General features: G+C 72.3%; 18 protein-coding genes. 11 read left to right on the top strand and 7 right to left on the bottom strand.

All coding sequences use genetic code 11. The annotated features are described in order from the left end of the window. The first annotated feature begins 282 nt into the window (after positions 1 to 282). Positions 283 to 951: a DUF4232 domain-containing protein gene (locus OIE53_RS24640; protein ID WP_327023859.1), complete on the top strand. Its 669-nt coding sequence runs from the start codon at positions 283 to 285 to the stop codon at positions 949 to 951. Between the two features lie 32 nt (positions 952 to 983). Here the strand turns inward: OIE53_RS24640 and OIE53_RS24635 are convergent, their stop codons facing one another. Then, positions 984 to 1,907: an ABC transporter permease gene (locus OIE53_RS24635; protein ID WP_327023858.1), complete on the bottom strand. Its 924-nt coding sequence runs from the start codon at positions 1,905 to 1,907 to the stop codon at positions 984 to 986. Continuing rightward, a complete protein-coding gene (locus tag OIE53_RS24630; protein WP_327023857.1) occupies positions 1,907 to 4,771 on the bottom strand; it encodes an alpha/beta fold hydrolase in 2,865 nt (954 codons plus the stop codon). Before OIE53_RS24630 ends, OIE53_RS24635 begins: the two co-directional genes overlap by 1 nt. 370 nt (positions 4,772 to 5,141) lie before the next feature. Here OIE53_RS24630 and OIE53_RS24625 point away from each other — a divergent pair, with 370 nt between their 5' ends. The 7 genes from OIE53_RS24625 to OIE53_RS24595 are packed head-to-tail and all read left to right on the top strand — an operon-like array spanning position 5,142 to position 13,361. Next, the gene (locus tag OIE53_RS24625) at positions 5,142 to 6,314 is read left to right on the top strand and encodes a hypothetical protein (protein WP_327023856.1); all 1,173 of its coding nucleotides are present in this window, start codon (positions 5,142 to 5,144) and stop codon (positions 6,312 to 6,314) included. Next, entirely contained in the window at positions 6,301 to 8,820 is a 2,520-nt protein-coding gene (locus OIE53_RS24620) for an ATP-binding protein (RefSeq protein ID WP_327023855.1), read from the top strand. Before OIE53_RS24625 ends, OIE53_RS24620 begins: the two co-directional genes overlap by 14 nt. Beyond that, entirely contained in the window at positions 8,817 to 9,287 is a 471-nt protein-coding gene (locus OIE53_RS24615) for a roadblock/LC7 domain-containing protein (RefSeq protein WP_327023854.1), read from the top strand. Before OIE53_RS24620 ends, OIE53_RS24615 begins: the two co-directional genes overlap by 4 nt. Further along, the gene (locus OIE53_RS24610) at positions 9,284 to 9,760 is read left to right on the top strand and encodes a DUF742 domain-containing protein (RefSeq protein WP_327023853.1); all 477 of its coding nucleotides are present in this window, start codon (positions 9,284 to 9,286) and stop codon (positions 9,758 to 9,760) included. Before OIE53_RS24615 ends, OIE53_RS24610 begins: the two co-directional genes overlap by 4 nt. Continuing rightward, complete coding sequence (locus tag OIE53_RS24605; RefSeq protein WP_327023852.1) at positions 9,738 to 10,502, top strand: GTP-binding protein; 765 nt, start codon at positions 9,738 to 9,740, stop codon at positions 10,500 to 10,502. Before OIE53_RS24610 ends, OIE53_RS24605 begins: the two co-directional genes overlap by 23 nt. A gap of 41 nt (positions 10,503 to 10,543) precedes the next feature. Beyond that, a complete protein-coding gene (locus OIE53_RS24600; protein WP_327023851.1) occupies positions 10,544 to 11,038 on the top strand; it encodes a hypothetical protein in 495 nt (164 codons plus the stop codon). Between the two features lie 37 nt (positions 11,039 to 11,075). Next, entirely contained in the window at positions 11,076 to 13,361 is a 2,286-nt protein-coding gene (locus OIE53_RS24595; RefSeq protein WP_327023850.1) for an AAA family ATPase, read from the top strand. A 3-nt stretch (positions 13,362 to 13,364) separates the two neighbouring features. On the opposite strand, the gene OIE53_RS24590 is transcribed toward OIE53_RS24595, so the two are convergent. The 5 genes from OIE53_RS24590 to OIE53_RS24570 all read right to left on the bottom strand — a co-directional run bounded on the left by OIE53_RS24590 (position 13,365) and on the right by OIE53_RS24570 (position 17,564). Further along, positions 13,365 to 13,874: a GNAT family N-acetyltransferase gene (locus OIE53_RS24590; RefSeq protein ID WP_327023849.1), complete on the bottom strand. Its 510-nt coding sequence runs from the start codon at positions 13,872 to 13,874 to the stop codon at positions 13,365 to 13,367. A gap of 92 nt (positions 13,875 to 13,966) precedes the next feature. After that, a complete protein-coding gene (locus OIE53_RS24585) occupies positions 13,967 to 14,383 on the bottom strand; it encodes a DUF3263 domain-containing protein (protein WP_393340285.1) in 417 nt (138 codons plus the stop codon). Positions 14,384 to 14,572: 189 nt separating this feature from the next. Then, positions 14,573 to 15,586 carry an ABC transporter permease subunit gene (locus OIE53_RS24580; protein WP_327023848.1) on the bottom strand — a complete coding sequence of 338 codons (1,014 nt, stop codon included), beginning with the start codon at positions 15,584 to 15,586 and terminating at the stop codon, positions 14,573 to 14,575. Then, a complete protein-coding gene (locus OIE53_RS24575) occupies positions 15,583 to 16,593 on the bottom strand; it encodes an ABC transporter ATP-binding protein (protein ID WP_327023847.1) in 1,011 nt (336 codons plus the stop codon). The genes OIE53_RS24580 and OIE53_RS24575 overlap by 4 nt, the downstream gene beginning before the upstream one ends. Before the next feature lie 185 nt (positions 16,594 to 16,778). Continuing rightward, the gene (locus OIE53_RS24570; protein ID WP_327023846.1) at positions 16,779 to 17,564 is read right to left on the bottom strand and encodes a DeoR/GlpR family DNA-binding transcription regulator; all 786 of its coding nucleotides are present in this window, start codon (positions 17,562 to 17,564) and stop codon (positions 16,779 to 16,781) included. Between the two features lie 189 nt (positions 17,565 to 17,753). Here OIE53_RS24570 and OIE53_RS24565 point away from each other — a divergent pair, with 189 nt between their 5' ends. Genes OIE53_RS24565 through nagA form a run of 3 tightly spaced genes read left to right on the top strand, consistent with a single transcriptional unit; the run spans position 17,754 to position 20,724 of the window. Then, entirely contained in the window at positions 17,754 to 18,683 is a 930-nt protein-coding gene (locus OIE53_RS24565; protein WP_327023845.1) for an SIS domain-containing protein, read from the top strand. Beyond that, positions 18,680 to 19,618, top strand: coding sequence for an ROK family protein (locus tag OIE53_RS24560; RefSeq protein WP_327023844.1), 939 nt, complete (start codon positions 18,680 to 18,682; stop codon positions 19,616 to 19,618). The genes OIE53_RS24565 and OIE53_RS24560 overlap by 4 nt, the downstream gene beginning before the upstream one ends. Next, positions 19,615 to 20,724: an N-acetylglucosamine-6-phosphate deacetylase gene (nagA, locus tag OIE53_RS24555; protein WP_327023843.1), complete on the top strand. Its 1,110-nt coding sequence runs from the start codon at positions 19,615 to 19,617 to the stop codon at positions 20,722 to 20,724. Before OIE53_RS24560 ends, nagA begins: the two co-directional genes overlap by 4 nt. Positions 20,725 to 20,729: the final 5 nt, after the last annotated feature.

The following is a 20,729-nucleotide window of genomic DNA, read 5'->3' as shown; positions in this document are numbered from 1 at the left end:
ATCTCTGACTATGGGAACGCTCCCATGCCATCCTAGCGACCGAAACTTCCGGCCGCTGCCTCATCACTCAGCGTCTTCGCCATCGACGGAAGAACGCCTCGACGGGAATCTCCTTACCGGGCGCGGTGTGCTTCGCGATGGCGACGACCGGACGTCGGGACCACGCCCGACATCTCTCGGTGCAACGATGTCCCGATGTGCGGGATACGGGGGACATCACCAGGGACGACCATCCGACACCCGGGCGGACGGCGGGCGCTGCCCTGGCGTCGTGCTGCTGGAGTGCTCGCCACGCTCGTCCTGCTCGCGGGGTGCGCCCCGGCCCCCGGCTCCGGTGGTGTCGGGGCGCAAGCCACGACCGACGCCCCACCATCGGCCCCGGTCACCACCTCCGACGCCCCGCCGACACGTACCGAGCCGAGCGCCGGAGCCGGCTCGCCGGGCCCCTGTCCCGCCGACGGCGTCCGGATCAGCTACCTCGGGGTGAGTGCGGCGATGGGCCTGCGGGCGATGGCCCTGGAACTGGTCAACTGTGGCAGCCGGCCGTACCGGCTGCACGGCTACCCGGAACTGCGGCTACTGGACGACGACGGAAATCTGATCAGGGTCCGGGTGATCCCCGGGGCCAGAGAGATCACTTCCGGCTTCGACTTCCCGCCCCGGCCACTGACGCTGGCACCCGGAGAAGCCGCGGGCGCGACGGTGCTCTGGCGCAACCTGGTCGACGACCCGACCGTGGTCGCCACCAACGCGGAGCGGCTGGAGGTAGCCCCGGCGGAGGGGCAGCCGACGCAGGAGGTCGCCATCGAGGGGCCGATCGACCTCGGCAACACCAACCGCGTCGGCGTGAGCGCCTGGAAGAAGCGCCCCCCGACCACATCCCAGTCCGCAGTCCCCACCACGACGGCGACTCCCCTGCCGGTCACCCCGACCGCGGTGCCGCTGCCCTGACCCGCTATCGGGCGCCGGAGCCGGCCGCGTCGCTACGAGACGACGTCCTTGCGGGTGAACCGCCAGAAGGCCAGACCCCAGAAGGCGGTGGCGTAGCAGATAGCGGAGACGGCACCACGGACGATGTCGTCCGTCTGCACCGGCGTGGACAGCAGCCCCAGCCAGGCGGTGCTGTAGTGGGTGGGCAGGAAGGAGCGGATCGCCCCTAGGGCGGTGATCTGGTCCAGGATGCTGGACAGGATCCACAGCAGCACCGCGCCGCCCACCGCACCCAGCGCGGCGTCGGTGATCACCGACAGCAGGAACGCCAGGCCGGCGACGACCAGCAGGACCACCGCCAGGTAGCCCAGGACGGCTAGCAGCCGCAGCAGCCCCTCGCCGGGCTCCAACTGGGCGGCTACCGTGCTGCGCAGCGGGGACCACCCGTACCGCAGGGTGCCGATGAGCAGAGCCGTGCCGGCGAGCAGCACCAACGCCAACCCCGAGTAGGTCAGGGCGACCAGCAGCTTGATGGTCAGCAGCCGGGCCCGGGGCACCGGAATCGCCAGCAGGTAGCGCAGGCTGCCCCAGCTCGCCTCGCTGGCCACCGTGTCGCCGCAGAACAGCGCCACCACCACGACCAGCAGGAAGGAGGCGGACACGAAGATGGTGAACAGGGTGAAGTTCAGCCCGCCGGAGGTGGCGAAGGAGACCAGGCTGCCGAACTCGCCCCGACCGTTGTCGTCGTCTCCGGTGTCGAACTGGAAGGCGATCAGGATGATCAGCGGCAGCAGCACCATGAAGCCGAGGGCCAACTGGGTGCGCCGCCGCGACGCCTGCCGCCGGAACTCCGCCGCGAAGGGCAGGGTCCGCGAGGGCCGGTAACCGGCCCCGGCCCCCGAGGGGGACAACCGCCGGCCGGCGGCCGGAGCGGGCTCGCCCCCGCCGTGCGTGGGTTCGACAGTCGATCCCGCCATCACCGGTCCCCGCTTCCCCGAGAGTTCTCCCCCACCAGAGCGAGGAAGGCGTCCTCCAGGCGGCGCCGCGGCACCACCCGGTCCACTCCGATCCCGGCCCGGACCAACTCGGCCACCACCTCGCTGCGGGCGGTGCCGAACGTGTCGACCACCAACTGCCCGTCGGCGTCGTCGAGCACCCGTACCCCGCCGAGATCGGCCAGCACCTCCCGGGCCGCCGCCGGATCACTCACCTCGAACAGCACGCTGGGCGAGTCACCGACGATCTCCTCGACCGGCCCGGAGGCCACGATCCGGCCCTTGTTGACCACCACGGCGTGGGTGCAGGTCTGCTCCACCTCGGCCAGCAGGTGACTGGAGACCAGCACCGCCCGCCCGTCCGTGGCGTAGCGCTGGAGCACCCGGCGCATCTCGGCGATCTGGGGCGGGTCCAGCCCGTCGGTGGGCTCGTCCAGCACCAGCAGCTCCGGCAGGCCCAGCATGGCCTGGGCGATGGCCAGCCGCTGGCGCATGCCGTGGCTGTACTTGCGTACCTTGCGGTGCACCGAGGAGCCCAGCCCGGCGATCTCCAGCGCCTGGTCGAAGTGCGCGTCGGCCTCCGGCCGCCCGGTCGCCCGCCAGTACGCCTTGAGGTTCTCCAGCCCGGACAGGTGGGGCAGGAAGCCCGGCCCCTCCACCAGGGCCCCGATGCGCGACAGCACCGGGGAGCCGGGGACCAGCCGGTGACCGAAGACGTAGATCTCTCCGGCGGTCGGCTGGGTCAGCCCCATCAGCACCCGCAGGGTGGTGGTCTTGCCGGCACCGTTGGGCCCCAGCAGGCCGACCACCTGACCGGGGTGCACCTCGAAGTCCACCTCGGAGACGGCGACGAAGCCGTCGGCGTACTCCTTGCGCAGATGACGCACCGCCAGCGGGGTGTCCGCGTACTCCGGGTGCACGGAGGTGTCCTGGCGGCGGTGCCGCAGGCGCAGCAGCAGCACGAGCACGACGAGCCCCAGCACGATCGCGGCGAGCAGCCCGACCAGGATCCAGCGCCAGAGCACCGCCTCGGTCGGGATCGGTTCGGCGTCGACCGTGGGCAGGCTCACCGGGCCGGTGGCGACCACCTGGTAGACGGTCGGCTCGACCGGGGTGGTGTACGCCTGGTCCGAGGTGGCCAGGACCAACCGGAGGCGGTGCCCGGCCTCCACCCGGTGCACGATCGCCGGGAGGGTGACCGTCACCGGTGCGGCCTCGGCTACCTGGGTCGGCAGACCGGTCAACCGGATCGGGGCGATCAGCCCACTGGGCAGGGTGGCCGCTCCCTCCGGGTTGACGTCGTAGAGCTTGGCGAAGAGCACGGCCTCGCCGGTGGGCGACGCCGCGCGGATCTGCACGGTGGGTGACCCGACCACGTCGACGGCCTCGGTCAGCGGCTCGGAGTCGAACCGGGCATGCTGGCCGGGGATGTCGGCGGCCACCCCACTGAGCAGCGAACTCAAGGAGCCGGCGAAGGGCACCGAGGAGATCGCCGCCGGGTTGCCGGCCGGCGGGTTGGCGACCGCCTGGGGCGGCCCGGCCAGGGCCACCTCCTGCCGGGACTGCCCGTTCAGGCCGGGGTAGTCGGCGGTGCGGTAGCCGGTGGCCACCAGTCCCCGGTCCATCGCGTCGAAGCCGGCGATCCGGGAGAAGGTGAAGCTGTCGCCCGGGGTGGCGGCCGTTCCCGCCACGTAGTGGTCGAGCCACTGGGCGGTCAGGAACTTCACCCGGTCGGAGTCGGTACGCGGGCCCGCCCCGCCGTCGTGGCCGCCGGTGAACCAGGCGACCCGCACCGGGGTGCCGTTGGCCGCGATGCCCCGGGCGTTGGCGTCCGCCTCACCGAGCGGGAAGAGGGTGTCCGCCGCCCCCTGCACCAGCAGGGTGGGGGCCTTGATCCGGTCCAGCACCCCGGCCGGGCTGGACCGGCGCAGCAGGTCGACCGCAGCCTGGTCGGCCTGACCGGTGACCGCGATGCTCAGGTACGCGGCGCACACCTCCGGGGCGAAGCGGCCACAGGCCGGGTCCGGGATGGTGCCGGTGGTCGGGGCCCCCGGTGCGGTGCCGGGGCCCTGCCCGGGTGCCGGGCTGGGCGGGCCGGGCGAGGGTGCCCCCTCGGGGGCCTCCGCGGTGTTGCCGGAGATCCCCGCCGGGCCGGAGCCCACGTTCCCGCCGCCGCCGAAGAAGATGCCGGCCCAGCCGGACTTGAACACCCCCTGGGTCGGTTCCCCGCCGGTGCTCTCCGGCAGGAAGGACCGGGACAGGTCGTTCCAGGTGATCATCGGGACGATGGCGTCCACCCGCTGGTCCTGGGCGGCCAGCAGCAGCGCCAGGCCGCCGCCGTAGGAGCCGCCGACCACCCCCACCCGGGGGTCGTCGGCGCCGTCGGTACGGATCTCCGGCCGGGCGGCCAGCCAGTCCAGCAGGCGTTGGGCGTCGCGTACCTCGTAGTCGGGGTTGTCCAGATGGATCTGGCCCCCGCTGCGGCCGAAGCCCCGGGCGGTCCAGGTCAGCACCGCGTAGCCCCGGTCGGCCAACTCCTCGGCGTCCGTGCGCACGGAGTTCTTGGTGCCGCCGAAGCCGTGGGCCAGCAGCACCGCCGGCACCTTCCGGTCCGGGCCGGCGTCCTTCGGCAGGTACAGGGTGGTGTCCAGGTCCACCGGCTCGTCGCCGCTCGGTCCGGAGGCGACCGTGAGCATCGCGGACTCGGTGCGGAATCCCGGGCGATCCGGCCAGGCGGCCCAGACCACGACGGCGGCCAGCAGGACCACGGCGATCGACGCCGCGACGGCCCGCCGGCCGGTGGGCAGGGCACTGCGCAACCGCGCGGCCGAGATCGGCGATTTCATTTGCCACACGGTACGGCGCGGAACCTGTGTATTAGCTGAGTTCCGCCGTACGTCCGTTCTGTTCAGCCGAACGTCACCCGAGAGGGGTCGACCGCACACTGTCCATCGGGCCAACCTTTGGGACGACTTCCCATTGTGGAAATTCCTACCTACCACCGGAATCCCGATCGAAGTACGTCTTATCCACCAGGAAAGCAGCACCCACGGTGATCGATTGAGTGAGCCTGAGTCACCTCACCCGAAGTGACGCAAAGCCGACCCGAGAGGCCGGTACTACACCAACGTTGTTCGATTAGTTTCCGGTCCGGCGCACGGGACCGGCTCGTCGACGCCACTGGCCGAACCTGCGTCCCCGCCCGAGGAGATCACCATGACCGTTCCCGCTCCGCGGGTCCGTCGCCGACCCCGGACCCGGGGTCGGCTGTTGCCACTGCTGCTCACGGTCGCGTTGCTGCTGCCGGTGGCGCTGCTCACCGGGCAGGCCCACCGGCTCCTCGACGCCGACCGGGAGGTCGCCGAGCGGGAACGGCTGGGGGTGACCTACCTGCGGACCCTGGGGCCACTCACCGTGGCGCTGGTCGACGCGCAGAGCGCCGCGGTGGCCCGCCGGCCGACCACCAGGCTGGCTTTGGACCAGGCGGTGGAGCAGGTGGCGGCCGTGGATGCCGAGATCGGCGGCGAGTTGCGCACCGGAGAACGGTGGGCCGGTCTGCGGGCCAAACTGGAGGCCCTTCCGGAGCGACCGCTCAGCGATCCGGAGGCCGCCTTCAGCGCCTACCGGGAGGTCACCGACCTGCTGCTGGCCCTACACACCAAGGTGCGGGAGACATCCGGCCTGGTCCAGGACCCCGGTGCCGACTCGTACTTCCTCCAGGACGGTGTCGGAGAGGAGATGCCGGAGGCCCTGGTCGCCGCCGGTCGACTCACCGACCTGGTCGCCCTGGTCCAACGGCGGCCCGACAGCGAACGGCTGCGCTCCCTGAGCGAACTGGCCGCCTACCGGGTGGCCGCCCTCCAGCCCGCCAACGACCTGGTCAACAACCTTCGGGCGGTGATGGACAGTTCGGAGAGCGCCGACCTCGGCGGGCACGTGCTCACCCCCTTCGACGCCTACCAGCGGGGCGTCGAGGCGATGGCGCTGACCTCCCAACCGGACCGGACCGGTGCGATCGACCTGGTCCGGCTCACCGGGGCCCGCCTGGAGGCGCACGAGGCCGCCAAGCAGCTACAGCCGGTTCTGCTGGACGAGGTCGACCGGCTGCTGGTCGAGCGGATCGATGAACTCAACCGGGACGACCTGCTGGTCCTCGGCGCGGGTGGGGTGGCCGTACTGCTCCTGGTCGCCCTGGCGGTGACCGGTTGGTCGGCCCGCCGGAAGGACGACCCGGTAGCCCTGGACCCGGCCGGTGGCGCCCCGACGGGTGTCGACCCGACCGTGCCGACCACCACCCGGTGGGAGCAGATGCCGGCGCAACGGTCCCCGGTGGCCGTGGGCAACAGCCCCGATCCGGATCGCTGGAGGCCCTTCGATGCTGCTCGATAGGCTTCGGATCCGGGGCAAGCTGGCCCTGTTGGTGCTGATCCCGGTGCTCTGCATGCTCGGGCTGACCCTGCCGGTGGTCGCGGAACGGGCCGGGGTGGCCCGGCGGGCCGGTGACATCGCCAGCACCGTGCAGGTCGCCAACCGGGTCGGCACCATCCTGCAACACCTGCAACGGGAACGGATGCTCGCGGTCGGTCTGCTGCTGCGACAGATCGACCGCAGGGACCTGGTCCAGCAGATCGCTGAGGTCGACGACCTGGTCTTCGACCTCCGGGCGGAACTGGGCGAGGAGCTGTCCCCCGGGGTGACCGCGGCGCTGGAGGGGGTCCGGCAACTGACTCCGGTACGCACGGCCACCCTCGCCAACCGCGCCACCGCCGACCAGATCATCGGCACCTACGCCCCGGTGCACCTGGCCCTGATCGACTCGCTGCGACTGCCGTACGACGTGGACACCCGGACCCCGGTCGGTCGGCAGGTGCTGGCCCTGGACCGCATCCTGCGCAAGAGCGAGGGCATCAGCGCCGGGTCCGCCCTCATCGTGCTGATCGCCGCCGACCCCCGTCCGGAGCTGGCCACCGCCTTCGTGGCCAACATGGCCACCCTCCGGGCGGACAGCAACCAGATGATCGGCCTGCTCAGCCCCGACCAGTTGGGGTTGCTGGACATCGAGCAGGCCGCGGTGGACTCCCGCGCCGGGGAGGACTTCCTCGACCAGAGCGCCCTGGACCCGGTCACCGCGGCGTCCCGGATTCCCCTGGAGGCCCTCTATCCGACCACCTCCTCCCTGATCACCCTGGGTCAGTTCGTGGAGAAGAAGCTGGTCACCGACGTCACCGCGGCGGTACGCGCCGAGCGGCAGTCCGCGCTGATCGCCGCGTACTGGGTGACCGCCCTGGTACTGCTGATCATGCTGGTGGTCGTGCTGCTGGCCCTGGTCATCGGCCGGTCGGTGGCTCGGCCGCTGACCCGACTCACCCGGTCCGCCGACCGGGTAGCCCGGGTAGCCGAGTCCGAGCTGCTGCGGGTGGCCGACGACGAGTCCGACCAGCCTCAGTCGATCCGCCTGGACCGGGTGGAGATCCGGGGCCAGGACGAGATCGGTGACCTGGCCCGGGCCTTCGAACGGGTCCAGAGCACCGCCGCGCAGCTGGTGGAGCGGCAGGTGGCGGGTCGACGCAACGTGGCCCAGATGTTCGGGCACGTCGGTCGGCGTACCCAGAATCTCGTCGGTCGGCAGATCGCCCTGATCGACCGGTTGGAGCAGCAGGAGACCGACCCGGGACGGTTGGAGAACCTGTACCGCCTCGACCACATCTCCAGCCGACTGCGGCGCAACGCCGGCAACCTGGTGGTGCTCTCCGGGGCGGCCGGGGACGTGGTGCACGCCGCACCGGTTCCGTTGGCCGACGTGGTCCGCCTGGCCCTCGGTGAGATCGAGGACTACACCCGGGTCGACGTGCAGGCCCCCATCGATGTGGCCGCAGCCCCGGCGGTCGTCGGTGACCTGGTGCTGGCCCTGGCCGAGCTGATGGAGAACGCGACCGTCTTCTCCCCGCCGCACACCCGGGTGGTGGTCAGCGGCGACCTGACCGACGAGGGTGCCCGGCTGACCGTGGTGGACCACGGGATCGGCATGACGGCGGCACGACTGGCCGAGGAGAACGCCCGGCTGACCCGACGCGAGCGGCTGGACCTGGTCCCGACCGAGGTGCTCGGGTTGTTCGTGGTGGGCCGGTTGGCCCGGCGGCACGGCTGGACGGTCGCCCTGTCCACCACCCTCAGCGGCGGGGTCACCGCCACCCTGTCGATCCCCCGGGCGGACCTGGTCCTCGGCACGATCGAGCCGCCCCGGGCCACCCCGATCACCGTCCGGCCGGCCCTACCGGGCCGCCCCCAGCCGATGCCGGTGGGCCCGGCCCGACCCGGGGAGGCGCTGGCACCCGTCGGTGCCGGCGGGCCGGGCGGGTTCGATCAGCGGCTGCTGAGCCGGGCGACCGAGAGCCTCGAGTTGGCCGAGTCATGGAACGCCTTCGCCACCGGTGGCCGCGAGGTGACCGTCGGCCCGACCGGCGGACCGGTCCCGGCGCCGACGGCACCGGCCGGAGCGACCACCCCGCCGCCGGGAATCCGGCAACGGGTGCCCGGGGCCAGCCTGCCCAGGATCGCACCCGGGGTCGGCCCGGTGGACGCCACCGGCGCCGACCCGATCGCCGCCCGCAGCCTGGTCGAACAGTTCGAATCCGGGGTACGCCGGGCCGAACAGCAGCGGGGGAAGGTCCTCCCCGAGCCGATCGCCCCCGCACCGTCGGGCGCGCCGACCCATCTGACCCGGCGGGTCCCCGGTGCGAACCTGGTCACCACCCCGGCCCGGCCGCCGATCACCGACCACCCCGGCGACCCGGCCGAGGTACGCGATCTCCTCAATGCGTTCGAGACCGGGGTCGCCCGGGCTCTGCGCGATGTCCGCCCCGACCGCAGCGACGACGAAGGAACGCCACATTGACCAGCCCGCACGTACACGAGAACCTCGACCACTCAGGCCACCCGGTCGGGGACCTCAGCCCCGAGGCCCGCACCTTCAACTGGCTGCTGGACACCTTCACCTCCAGCACGGCGGGCGTGGTGGAGGCGATCGCCGTCTCGTCGGACGGGCTGCTGATGGCCATGTCCGCGATCAAGGACCGGTCCAACGCGGAACGGCTGGCCGCGGTGGTCTCCGGCATGACCAGCCTGGCCGGTGGCGCCGCCAGCTGGTACGCCCTCGGCGGGCTGAACCGGGTGGTGGTGGACATGGCCGAGGGGTATCTGCTGATCAGCGCGATCAGCAGCGGCTCGGTGCTGGGGGTGGTGGCCGACCGGTCGGCCAATCTCGGCACGGTGGCCTACGAGATGACCCTCTTCGCCGGTCGAGCCGGTAGTGCGCTGACACCGCGTCTGATCGCCGAACTCAAGAATTCCGTACAGCAGTGAACCCCGACGCCGCCGGTGCGGATCCGGGGCCGGTCCCCCGGATCCGGCCCTATCTGCGCGAGTCCCGTCCGGTCGGTGCCCCCGACCCGACGGAGACACCGGCGGCGGTCGGGACGGAACCTGGGACACCGACCGGCCTGCGCCCGTTCGTGCTCACCTCCGGTCGGGTGGCCGGAGCCGACCCGACGATCGGCCTGGAGACCCAGGTGACGGCCCGGTCGACCGCCGAGGCGCGGCACCTGACAGCCGCCCGACTGACCCCGGAACTCCAGGCGATCGTGGCACTCTGTGACGAGCCGATCTCGGTCGCCGAGATCTCCGCCAAGACCCGGCTGCACTTCGGTGTGACCCGGGTGCTGGTGGGTGACCTGCGGGCGGCCGGTCATCTCGATGTGCACGTCACCGACGCCGACGAGGCTCTCGACCCCGACATCATCCTGCGAGTGATTGATGGACTCCGTGCAATCTCCTGACTGGCCGGTCGCCCCACAGGGCGCGCTCACCGCCAACAGCGCCACGGCACGCTACGGCGGCCCCCCTCCGGTGCCCCCGCCGGTGGTGGGTCGGGCCACTGCGCCCCCGCCCCGGCCGGCCGGGGCGCCGTACCCTCCCTCGGCCCCCGCGCCGGCCGGGATGGGCCCGGCCCCGCGCCCCGCGCCACCGATCCCGGTCAAGATTCTGATCGCGGGCGGTTTCGGGGTGGGCAAGACGACCACGGTGGCCTCCATCTCGGAGATCCAACCGCTGACCACCGAGGCGGAGATGACCATCGCCGGGCTGGGGGTGGACGATCCGGGACAACGCTTCGACAAGACCACCACCACGGTGGCGATGGACTTCGGCTGCGTCACCATCGACCGCAGCCTCAAGCTCTACCTGTTCGGTACGCCCGGTCAGGCCCGCTTCGGCTTCATGTGGGACGACCTGGCGCGCGGGGCACTCGGGGCGCTGGTGGTGGTCGACAGCGCCCGGCTGGACGACAGTTACCCGGCGATCGACTTCTTCGAGCGGGCCCGGTTGCCCTTCGTGGTCGGGGTGAACGCCTTCGACGGGCGGCTGGCCCACGACCTCGGTGCGATCCGATGGGCCCTGGCGATCGGTGACCATGTACCTCTGGTGCAGTTCGACGCCCGTGACCGACTCTCGGTACGGGACGCTCTGCTGGTCGTCCTGGATCGGGCGCTGGTGCGGGCCACCCGGGACAAGCGGGCCTGAGCCGAACGGCTCAAGGCCCCTGGTGGGAAGGGGTGAGGCGAATGCGAGGCGGGCTGGACGAGACCCTGGCTCGGATGCGGCGGCGCGAGGAGGCCCTGCGCCGCCGGTCCACCGGGGCCACCGACAGAGCCGACGAGGCAGCCGGGGCGGGGGATCCGGAGGGCTCCTCCGGCGGCCGCAACGCCGGGCCCGGCTGGACCACCCCCCGGGCACCGGCCGGGTCCCCGCCACGCGGTGTGCTCGACGATGTCGTCGAGGCGCTGCGGGCCGCCGTCGCGGTCCATCCGGGCGCGGCGGTCACCGCCCGGATCGACCAGGACGGGCAGGCGTACGACCTGCGGGTGGCCTGGACCGGTGCGGAGGTGACCGTGACCGGGCAGCCGGTGGTGGCACCCCCGGCCTGGCCGCTGTCGGAGCACACCGTCGCCGACTGGCCGGCCAGCCAGGAGACCCTGCCGGGCGCTCCGGCGGCCCGGCTGGCCGAGCTGATCCGCCGCAACCCCGCCCTGTTGGCCGGGGAGGAGCCGCCAGGCTGACCGGACGCGGGATGATCGCGCCGTTTAAGGTCAGGCGATGGGCGAACCCGAGTTGACCTTGACCGCGAGCCTGCGTCCGGCCGCGCTGGATGCCCGGCGCGGCGTCGTCCGGCTGCACCCCGAGGTGCTCACCGCCCTGGCTCTGCGGCCGGGGGACCCGGTCCAGTTGACCGGCCAGCGGGTGACCGCCGGCATCGTCGCCCCGGCCGAGTCGACCGCCAGCACCGCGCTGTTGTACGCCGATGACCTGATCCTGGGCAACCTAGGTCTCCGCGACGGCGGGCAGGTGCGGGTGAGCGCCACCCCGGTCGTCGCGGCCACCCGGGTGCTGCTCGCCGGGCCGGCGCAGATAGTCGCCGTGGTCTCCCCGGAGATGCTCCGGTTGGCCCTGCTGGGCAAGGTGGTCACCACCGGGGACGACGTCTCCCTGCTGCCCCAGGACATCCTGCCGGACGCCGCCACCCGCAACCTGGTCGAGGCGGCCCGGCGCAGCCTCTCCAACCGGGTCGGCTACGCCTGGACCAGCACCCTGTTGCGGGTCGTCGCGGTCGAACCCGAGGTGGGTGCCCTGGTAACCATGGACACCATGGTCGGTTGGCAGCACGGGGCCGCCACCGGAGGTGTCGCCGACCCGATCGCCACCCGCACGGCCTCCCTGGCCGGTCCCGGTGGGGCGGTCAGGGTCCAGGCCGGTGGGGCCACCACCGCCGGTACGTCTCAGGCCGACTGGACGGGCACCAGGGGCGCGACCGAGGAGGAGCACGTCCCCTCGGTGGATGAGCTGCCCGGCCTGCGGGCCCAGGCCGAGGAGCTGAACGAACTGCTGGACCTCGGCTTCCACCACCGCGAGGTGCTGGCCCGGCTGGGCACCGCGGTGGCGCTGGGGGTGCTGGTCAGCGGTCCGGCCGGCTCCGGCAAGTCGGCCCTGGTCCGGGCGGTAGCCGCTCAGGTCGGAGCCCGGGTCCATCCACTCTGGGCACCCGAGATCGCCGCGCTGACCAACTCCTCGGCGGCGGACCGACTGCGGGCGACCACCGCCGAGGTGCTGACCGACGGCCCGGCCGTGCTGCTGGTCTCCGACGTGGAGGCGTTGGCCCCGGCGGACACCCCGGGACCGGTGGCCACGGTGTTCCGCCAGTGCCTGGCCCAGATCGTCCGGGCCGGCGCCGCCGTGGTCTGCACCACCAGCCGCCCGGAGGCCATGGACCCGGCGCTGCGGTCCCCGGATCTGCTCTCGGTACGGATCGATGTGCCCCTGCCGGACGCCGCCCTGCGCCGGGAACAGTTGACCGTGTTGACCCGTCCGGTCCCGCTGGCCGAGGACGTACGGCTGGAGGAGGTGGCCGGGCGTACCCCCGGTTTCGTCGCCGCCGACCTGGCCGCGCTGGTCCGGGAGGCCGGGGTCCGCGCGGCGCGGCGGCAGAAGTCGGCCGAGAACCCGACCGTACGGATGGCCGACTTCACGGCCGCCCTGGAGGTGGTCCGGCCGACGACCATGGCCGCCTCCACCCTGGAACTGGCCCGGGTCACCCTGGACGACGTCGGTGACCTGGTAGAGGTCAAGCAGCAGTTGACCGAGTCCGTGCTCTGGCCCCTGACCTACCCGGACACCTTCGCCCGACTGGGGGTGCAGCCACCTCGCGGGGTGCTGCTCTACGGCCCGCCGGGCTGCGGCAAGACCTACCTGGTGACCGCCCTGGCCGGCTCCGGACGGGCCAATGTGCTCTCCGTCAAGGGCGCGGAACTGCTGTCGAAGTGGGTCGGCGAGAGCGAACGGGCCGTCCGCGAACTGTTCCGCCGGGCCCGGGAGGCCGCCCCGACCCTCGTCTTCCTGGACGAGGTGGACGCCCTGGCCCCGGTACGCGGCCAGGCCACCGACGGTGGCACCACCGACCGGGTGGTGGCCGCCCTGCTCACCGAGTTGGACGGGGTGGAGGCCCTGCGCAATGTCGTCGTGGTCGGCGCTACCAACCGGCCCGACCTGATCGACCCGGCGCTGCTGCGCCCGGGTCGGCTGGAACGGCTGGTCTACGTGCCGCCACCGGACGCCGAGGCACGCGCGGCGATCCTGCGCGCCGCCGCCCGCAACGTGCCGCTGGCCGAGGACGTCGATCTCGACGAACTCGGCGGAGACCTGGACGGCTTCTCGGCCGCCGACTGCGCCGCGCTGGTCCGGGAGGCGGCCCTGGCGGCGATGCGCGAGTCGCTGACCGCCGCCACGGTCACGGCCGCACACGTGCAGACCGCCCGCAGTCGGGTCCGCCCCTCCCTGGATCCGGCCCAGGTGGCCTGGCTGGCCGCGTACGCCGAGCAGCGGAGCTGAGCCCTAGAGCGCCGGTGGGGTCGAGTCGAGGTGAATCTCGGCGTACACCTTCTCGCCGTCCTCGCGTAGCTTCGCGCCGCACTTCTCCAGCACGGACAGCGCCCCGCGATTCTCCGGTGTGGTGTCGGCGACCACCACCCGCATCCCGGCCGCGGCGGCCAGGTTCAACAACTCGCGCAACGCCGCCGCGCCGAGGCCCTGACCCCGGGCGGAGCGACCCAGCCACATGCCCGCCTCGACGGTGTCCGGGGCGTCCCGGCGGGTCATCCGGATCATCCCGACCACCTCACCCCCGGCCATGATCGCGTACATGGCGGTGCGGGTGGCCGAGTGCAGACCACCGAAGTTGGCCCGGTGGAACTCCCGGAAGGCCTCCCTGCGGGCGTGGGACCAGCCGGCCGGGGCATCCACCGGCGGCATCACGTCGTCCGGCTCCGCCTCAGCGGCTGCCACGGACAGCAACGGTTCAAGATTCTGCTCGTCCACCGGCTCCAACCGGACCGCACCCGTCACCTGCCGGAGTCTTCCGCGCTCAGCCGGGGAAGTCCACCGGGTTGCCGAGGAGGTGCCCCTCCGGTCCGCAGGAATCGACCAGTCGGGTCGGTTCAGCGGCGGCGGCTCCGGGCCCGGGAGGCGCGCAGCCGGCGCAGTCGGCCGACCAGCACCGGGTCGGCGGCCAGCGCCGCCGGATTGTCCAGCAGGGCGTTGAGCAACTGGTAGTAGCGGGTGGCGGAGAGCCCGAAACGATCCCGGATCGCCTGTTCCTTGGCGCCGGCGTGCCGCCACCACTGCCGTTCGAAGGCGAGGATCTCCTGCTCCCGCTCGCCGAGGGCACCAACCGACTCCGGGCCCGCAGCGACGGTCGGTGCTCCGGCTTCCGTGGTCGAGGCTTCGGCAGCGGCGGTCGGTGCGGACTCGGCTTCGGGTGCGGAACGCGGCAGCGGCACCGCCCCGGAGTCCGGGCCGGTCGGCACCCGGGCCTCGGGGCTCTGGGCTGTCGGGGTGGCGTCGGCGGGCGGCAATGGGGCTCCTCACGGGGGCGGCCGACACGGGCGACGCCAGCCGGGTTCCCAGCCTAACCACAGGTCACGGCCGACGCACCAGGAGCGCGCCGAGGCCGTTGCCACACCGGAACAGGTGCCGAAAGAGGTGCCGCCCGTGGGCGCGATCCGGGGAGAGATCGTGCCCACGGGCGGCCTGGGTGCCGGTCCTCAGGTGATGTCGCGCCGACGCAGCGTCCAGAGGGCCCCGCCGAGGAACACCACCACCGCGACCGTGAACAGGATCGACGAGTGCTGCATGGTGATGTCCATGGTGGCCGGCTGGCACTCACCGGTGTAGGAGGCGTCACAGGATCGCCAGTCGGTGAGAGTCGTGCTCTTGGCCATCCAGGCGTACAGGTAGGTGGGCCACAGCCAGGCGTCGGCGAACCGGACCTGGGCCAGTTCCAGCATGATGGTCAGCCCGGTCTGGCCGACCACCATGACCGCCACCGCCCCGCCCAGTGCCATCGCGGTGTGCCGGCCCAGTGAGGCCAGGGCGAAGCCCACGGTCGCCGCGACCAGCACCAACACGATCCCGCGCAACCCGGTGAGCAGGAAGGACTGCCAGACCCCGGAAGTCACCCCCTCGGTGGTCCCGCGCCAGTTGGCGATCAGCCAGAGCAGGCCGAACCACACCGCGGTGGCCGGCACCGCCAGGGCCAGCATGCCGGTGAGCAACGCGCCCAGCTTGGTCAACAGAACGGTCAGCCGTTTCGGTCGCCACAGCAGCAGGTTCATCATTCCGCCGCTGTTCCACTCGGCGCCGATGAAGGAGGCCCCCACCACGTAACCGACCATGCCCAGGATCGCCGCGAGGGTGACCAGCATGTCCGGAACGTTGGTCTTGAAGATGAAGGTCGACGGGAGGTACCACTCCTCCTGGTAGCTCTCCCGTTCCGGCGGGGCGATCGTCGCGCAGTCGGCCGGGTAGTCGTCGACGTTCTCGCCGGCCGCCTTCGCGCGCTCACAGTTGGCGCGCTCCTGATCGGCCCACCGCACCTGCTCCTGGTACTGCTGGTCGGCGGCCCGACGGGCTTCGGCCCACTGTTCGGGACCGATCTTCTCGTTGGTCAGGAGCAGGCCCACCACGATCAGGCCCAGCACCAGCAGGCCACCCACGGTCGTCCAGCGGGCGAAGCGCCGCTTGGCCAGCCGGCGCAGCTCGGTACGGAAGAGACTCACGCGCCCCAACCTCCCCCGGTGGGTGCGGACGGTGCCGCCCCATCGACTTGTACGGACTGGTCGACCTGCCGGTGCTGGCCGGGGACCGGCGCGGTGTTGGTCAGCTCGAGGAAGACGCTCTCCAGGTCCACCGTGACCGGGGCGAGTTCGCTGACGTAGAGGCCGTGTTCGGCCAGCAGCCGGGTGATCGTGGCCGGCTTGTCCACCCCGGAGACCATCAGATGGTCCGGGTTCGCGGTCACCCGGTAACCGTTGCCGTGCAGGGCGTTGGCGGCCAGCGGCAGGTCCATCACGGCTTCCAGCCGGACCCGGATTCCGCCGGAGGAGTGCTGGGCCAGCACCTCGTCGACCGGGCCGAAGGCCACCCGGCGGCCCAGCGAGATGATGGTGACCGAGTCACAGATCAGCTGGATCTCACCGAGGATGTGGCTGGAGAGCAGCACGGTCATCCCCGACTCGGTCAGGTTGCGCACCAAGGTACGCATCTCCCGGATGCCGCCCGGGTCCAGGCCGTTGGCCGGCTCGTCCAGGATCAGCAGCCGGGGGTTCTTCAGCAGGGCGGAGGCGACCGCCAGGCGCTGCTTCATGCCGAGCGAGTACGTCTTGACCCGCTCGCCGGCCCGATCGCGCAGGCCGACCAGTTCCAGCACCTCGTCGACCCGCTGGGCGGGCACCTCGCCGGCGCCGGCCAGCAGGGACAGGGTGTCGCGGGCGGTGAAGTTCGGGAAGAACTGCGGGCTCTCCACGATCGCGCCGACCTGCCGGGCTACCTGGGGCAGCGCCGCCGGCACCTCCTGGCCGAGGATGGACATCCGGCCACCGTCGGAGCGGATGAGCCCGAGCAGGGTACGCAGAGTGGTGGTCTTTCCGGACCCGTTGGGGCCCAGGAAGCCGTGCACCTCGCCGGCTTCGACCCGCATGTCAAAGCCGTCCAGGGCGTTGCGGGTGCCACGTCGTCGGCTCCGGTACGTCTTTCGTAGACCTTCGATTTCCAGGACAGCTGGCAAGCTGCACCTCCCCCGTTGGTGTGTGGGTGTCCACGACACCATACGCGGTATGCAGCCGATGGCAATACCCGGTATGCATCAGCGTTTCGGACGGCAGTCAGCCCTACCCTCCCGGCGGCACCCCTCACCCGCCGTACGCAGGTACGCAGGGCGCCGGCATCGACGGCGCGGGTGGTGTCGCGCCCTCAGGCGCAGATGACGTGGACCCCGGCGGCGCGGAAGGCCTCGACCACCTCGGATGCGGCACCCGAGTCGGTGACCAGGGTTTCCACCCGGTCGATCGGACAGATCCGGGCGAAGGCGTGACCCCCCAGTTTGGAGGAGTCAGCGATTATCACCACTCGTTTGGCCCGGGCCACCATCAGGTTGTTCATCGCCGCCTCCCCCTCGTGATGGGCGGCGGCACCCAGGTGGGGGTCGATGGCGTCCACCCCCAGCAGGGCCACGTCCAGGGTCACCTCGCGCAGCAGGGCCCCACCCAAAGGGCCCACCAGCTCGAAGGACTTGGGTCGCACCACCCCGCCGGCGACCACCACCTTCATCCGGGAGCGGACCAGCAGCTCGTTGGCGATGTTGAGGGCGTTGGTGACCACGGTCAACTGGGCGCCCTCGGCACTGGTGTTGAGATCCGGACGTACGGCCAGGGCCCGCGCCACCTCGGTGCTGGTGGTGCCGCCGTTGAGGCCGACCACCGTGCCCGGAGTGACCAGCGCCGCGGCGGCCGCGCCGATGCGCTGCTTCTCCGCGGAGTGCTTGGCGGTCTTGTAGCGCAGCGGCAGGTCGTAGGAGACCCCGTTGGCGACCGCACCACCCCGGGTACGGGTGATCATCTGCTGCTGGGCCAGCTGATCGAAGTCCCGCCGGATGGTCGCCTGCGAAACCTCCAGCCGGTCGGCGGCCTCCTCCACGGTGACCCGACCGGTGTCGGTCAGCATTTCGAGCAGGGCGTTCCATCTCGCGTAACGGTCCACCCCGGGACCTCCGTGTCTGCACGAACGGTGATTGGTTGCGTGCACACTAGTGCGCGAAACTACGATGAGGCAAAACCCTGCATTGCTCGATCATCCCAGCGGTTGCTATTTCCATCGGATTTCGCGCAGAATAACGCTCGAAAGACGGGCCAAACGAGCCGTAATGCGCAGCCGCTGCGAGGAGTTCTCATGGCGTTCGTTCCCGCGGAGATCGCAAGCCAGCCGGACTGTTGGCGCCAGGCCGCCGACCTGGCCCCCCGGGTCCTCGACCGGCTACCCCGCCGCGGTGAACGGGTCGCCGTCGTCGGCTGCGGCACCTCGTGGTTCATGGGGATGTCGTACGCGGCCCGCCGGGAGGCCGCCGGGCACGGCGAGACGGACGCCTTCCAGGCCAGCGAGTTCCCCACCGGCCGCCGCTACGACCGGCTGCTGGCGATCACCCGCTCCGGCACCACCACCGAGGTCCTCGACCTGCTGGCCGCCCTGCGCGGGCGGATGCCGACCACCGTGCTGGTCGGTGACCCCACCTCCCCGGCGGTGAGCCTGGCCGACGCCGCCGTCACCATGCCCTTCGCGGACGAACGGGCGGTAGTGCAGACCCGCTTCGCCACCACCGCGCTCGCCCTGTTGCGTACCCAGCTCGGCGACAACATCGACGCTCTGGTCGCGGACGCGGAGGTGGCCGTACGTGCCCCGCTGCCGATCGACCCGAACCTGATCGAGCAGGTCACCTTCCTGGGCCGGGGCTGGACCATCGGCCTGGCCCTGGAGGCCGCCCTGAAGTGCCGGGAGGCGGCCACCTTCTGGGCCGAGGCGTACCCGGCCATGGACTACCGGCACGGCCCGATCTCGGTGGCCGCCCCCGGCCGGCTGGTCTGGGCCTTCGGTGACCTGCCCGAGGGCCTCCCCGAGGATGTCGCCGCCACCGGCGCGGCCTTCGCCCACAGCCGCACCCACGGGGTGCGTACCGTGCTGGGCCGCTGGGCCGCCGGACGTACCCCGGTGGACCCGATGGCCGACCTGATCCTGGCGCAACGGTTCGCCGTGGCCCTGGCGACGAGTCGCGGGCTGGACCCGGACGCGCCCCGGCACCTGAGCCGGTCCGTGGTGCTCGCGTGAGGCTGCGCGACGGCACTGTCGTCGTCGCGCTGGACGTCGGCGGCACCGGGATCAAATGCGCCCTGATCCGTCCGGACGGGGCCGTCGTGCACAGCGAACGGCATCCCACCGGCGCACACCGTGGGGCCGAGGCCGTGGTCGACACCATCCTGACCGTCGCCGAGGGACTGGCCGCCACCGCACGGTCCGCCGGGCTGACCCCGGCCGCGCTCGGCATCGTGGTGCCCGGAATCGTGGACCAGGCCCGGGGGATGGTCCTCTGGGGGGCGAACGTCGGCTTCCGGGACGTACCGCTGCGGAAGCTGGCCGCCGACCGGCTCGGCCTGCCCACCGCGCTGGGCCACGACGTACGCGCCGGGGGCCTGGCGGAGGCGCGGCTGGGTGCCGGCCAGGACACCGAGCACCTGCTGTTCGTGGCGATCGGCACCGGCATCGCCGCCGCGCACGTGGTCGCCGGTACGGCGGCCACCGGGGCACACGGCGCCGCCGGGGAGTTCGGCCACATCCTGATCCGTCCCGGGGGCCCGCCCTGTGGCTGCGGCCGATCCGGCTGCCTGGAGGCCATCGCCTCCGCCTCGGCGGTGGCCCGCCGCTACACCGACCTGGCCCCCGCCGGACCGGCCGTGATCACCGCCGCCGAGGTGGCCCAGCGGGCAGCCGCCGGTGAGGAACTGGCCACCCGGGTCTGGCGGGAGGCCGTCGAGGCCCTGGCCGACGGACTGGCCACCGGACAGGCCCTGTTCGATGTGGAGACGGTCGTGCTGGGCGGGGGCCTGGCCCAGGCCGGTCCGGGGCTGTTCGACCCCCTGCGTAGCGCGCTGCGTGATCGACTGACCTTCCACCGGGAACCGCGACTGGTCCCGGCCGCTCTCGGTGACCAGGCCGGCTGCCTCGGCGCCGCCCTGCTCGCCCTCGACCAGTTGGAGATGTCATGACCGTACGGGTGAACGGCCGGGTGGTGACCCCGAGCGGGGTGGTCCGACAGGGCTGTGTCGAGGTCAAGGGCGACCGGATCAGCGCGGTGGCCGAGTACCCGTCGGTGCGGGACGGGCACTGGATCGTCCCCGGCTTCGTGGACATCCACAACCACGGCGGGGGCGGGCACACCTTCACCACCGGCGACGCGGACTCCGCCCGGGCCGCCGCCGCCTTCCACCTGAACCACGGCACCACCAGCCTGCTGGCCGGCCTGGTCAGCGCCCCCATCGAGCTGATGCGGTCGGCCACCACCGCCTTCGTCCCGCTGGTCAAGCAGGGGGTGCTTGCCGGCATCCACTTCGAGGGGCCGTACCTGTCCGCCGCCCGCTGCGGGGCCCAGAACCCGCAGTTTCTCCGCGACCCCTCACTCGACGAACTGACCGAGTTGGTCGAGCTGGGCGAGGGGACGGTACGGATGGTCACCCTGGCCCCGGAACGGGACGGGGCCCTGGCCGCCATCGAGATGCTCACCGGGCGCGGGGTGGTGGCCGCGGTCGGGCACACCGACGCGACGTACGAGCAGACCCGCGCCGCCATCGCGGCGGGCGCCAGCGTCGGCACCCACGTGTTCAACGGCATGGGTCCGGTGCACCACCGCGAGCCGGGGCCGGCCGTGGCGTTGTTGAGCTCCCCGAACGTGTTCTGTGAGCTGATCGCCGACGGGGTGCACCTGCACGACGGCACCCTGACCTTCGCCATCTCCACGGCCGGGCCGGAACGCTGCGCCCTGATCACCGACGCGATGGCCGCCGCCGGTATGCCGGACGGCGAGTACGAACTCGGTGGTCAGGCGGTGACCGTCACCGAGGGGGTGGCCCGGCTGGCCGGCGACGGCGCGATCGCCGGCAGCACCCTGACCATGGACGCGGCCCTGCGGCACGCGGTGGCCGCCGGGCTCTCGGTGCCCGAGGCGGTACGCATGGTCTCCACCACCCCGGCGCTCGCCATCGGCCTCGGCAACGAGGTGGGCACCCTTCAGGCCGGTCTCCGTGCCGACCTGGTGGAACTCGACGAGGACCTGAATGTCGTCCGGGTGATGCGGGCGGGCGCCTGGGTGCAGTGACCCCG

The sequence above is a fragment of the Micromonospora sp. NBC_01739 genome, from assembly GCF_035920385.1.
In the GTDB taxonomy this organism is placed as follows: domain Bacteria; phylum Actinomycetota; class Actinomycetes; order Mycobacteriales; family Micromonosporaceae; genus Micromonospora.
This window is presented reverse-complemented; position numbering and strand designations above follow the sequence as displayed.

Coding starts and splice junctions, on each gene's coding strand:
- OIE53_RS24625 (WP_327023856.1), top strand. CDS start 5,142: ATGACCGTTCCCGCTCCGCGGGTCCGTCGCCGACCCCGGACCCGGGGT.
- OIE53_RS24620 (WP_327023855.1), top strand. CDS start 6,301: ATGCTGCTCGATAGGCTTCGGATCCGGGGCAAGCTGGCCCTGTTGGTG.
- nagA (WP_327023843.1), top strand. CDS start 19,615: ATGACCGTACGGGTGAACGGCCGGGTGGTGACCCCGAGCGGGGTGGTC.
- OIE53_RS24630 (WP_327023857.1), bottom strand. CDS start 4,771: ATGAAATCGCCGATCTCGGCCGCGCGGTTGCGCAGTGCCCTGCCCACC.
- OIE53_RS24635 (WP_327023858.1), bottom strand. CDS start 1,907: ATGGCGGGATCGACTGTCGAACCCACGCACGGCGGGGGCGAGCCCGCT.
- OIE53_RS24600 (WP_327023851.1), top strand. CDS start 10,544: ATGCGAGGCGGGCTGGACGAGACCCTGGCTCGGATGCGGCGGCGCGAG.
- OIE53_RS24565 (WP_327023845.1), top strand. CDS start 17,754: ATGGCGTTCGTTCCCGCGGAGATCGCAAGCCAGCCGGACTGTTGGCGC.
- OIE53_RS24595 (WP_327023850.1), top strand. CDS start 11,076: ATGGGCGAACCCGAGTTGACCTTGACCGCGAGCCTGCGTCCGGCCGCG.
- OIE53_RS24605 (WP_327023852.1), top strand. CDS start 9,738: ATGGACTCCGTGCAATCTCCTGACTGGCCGGTCGCCCCACAGGGCGCG.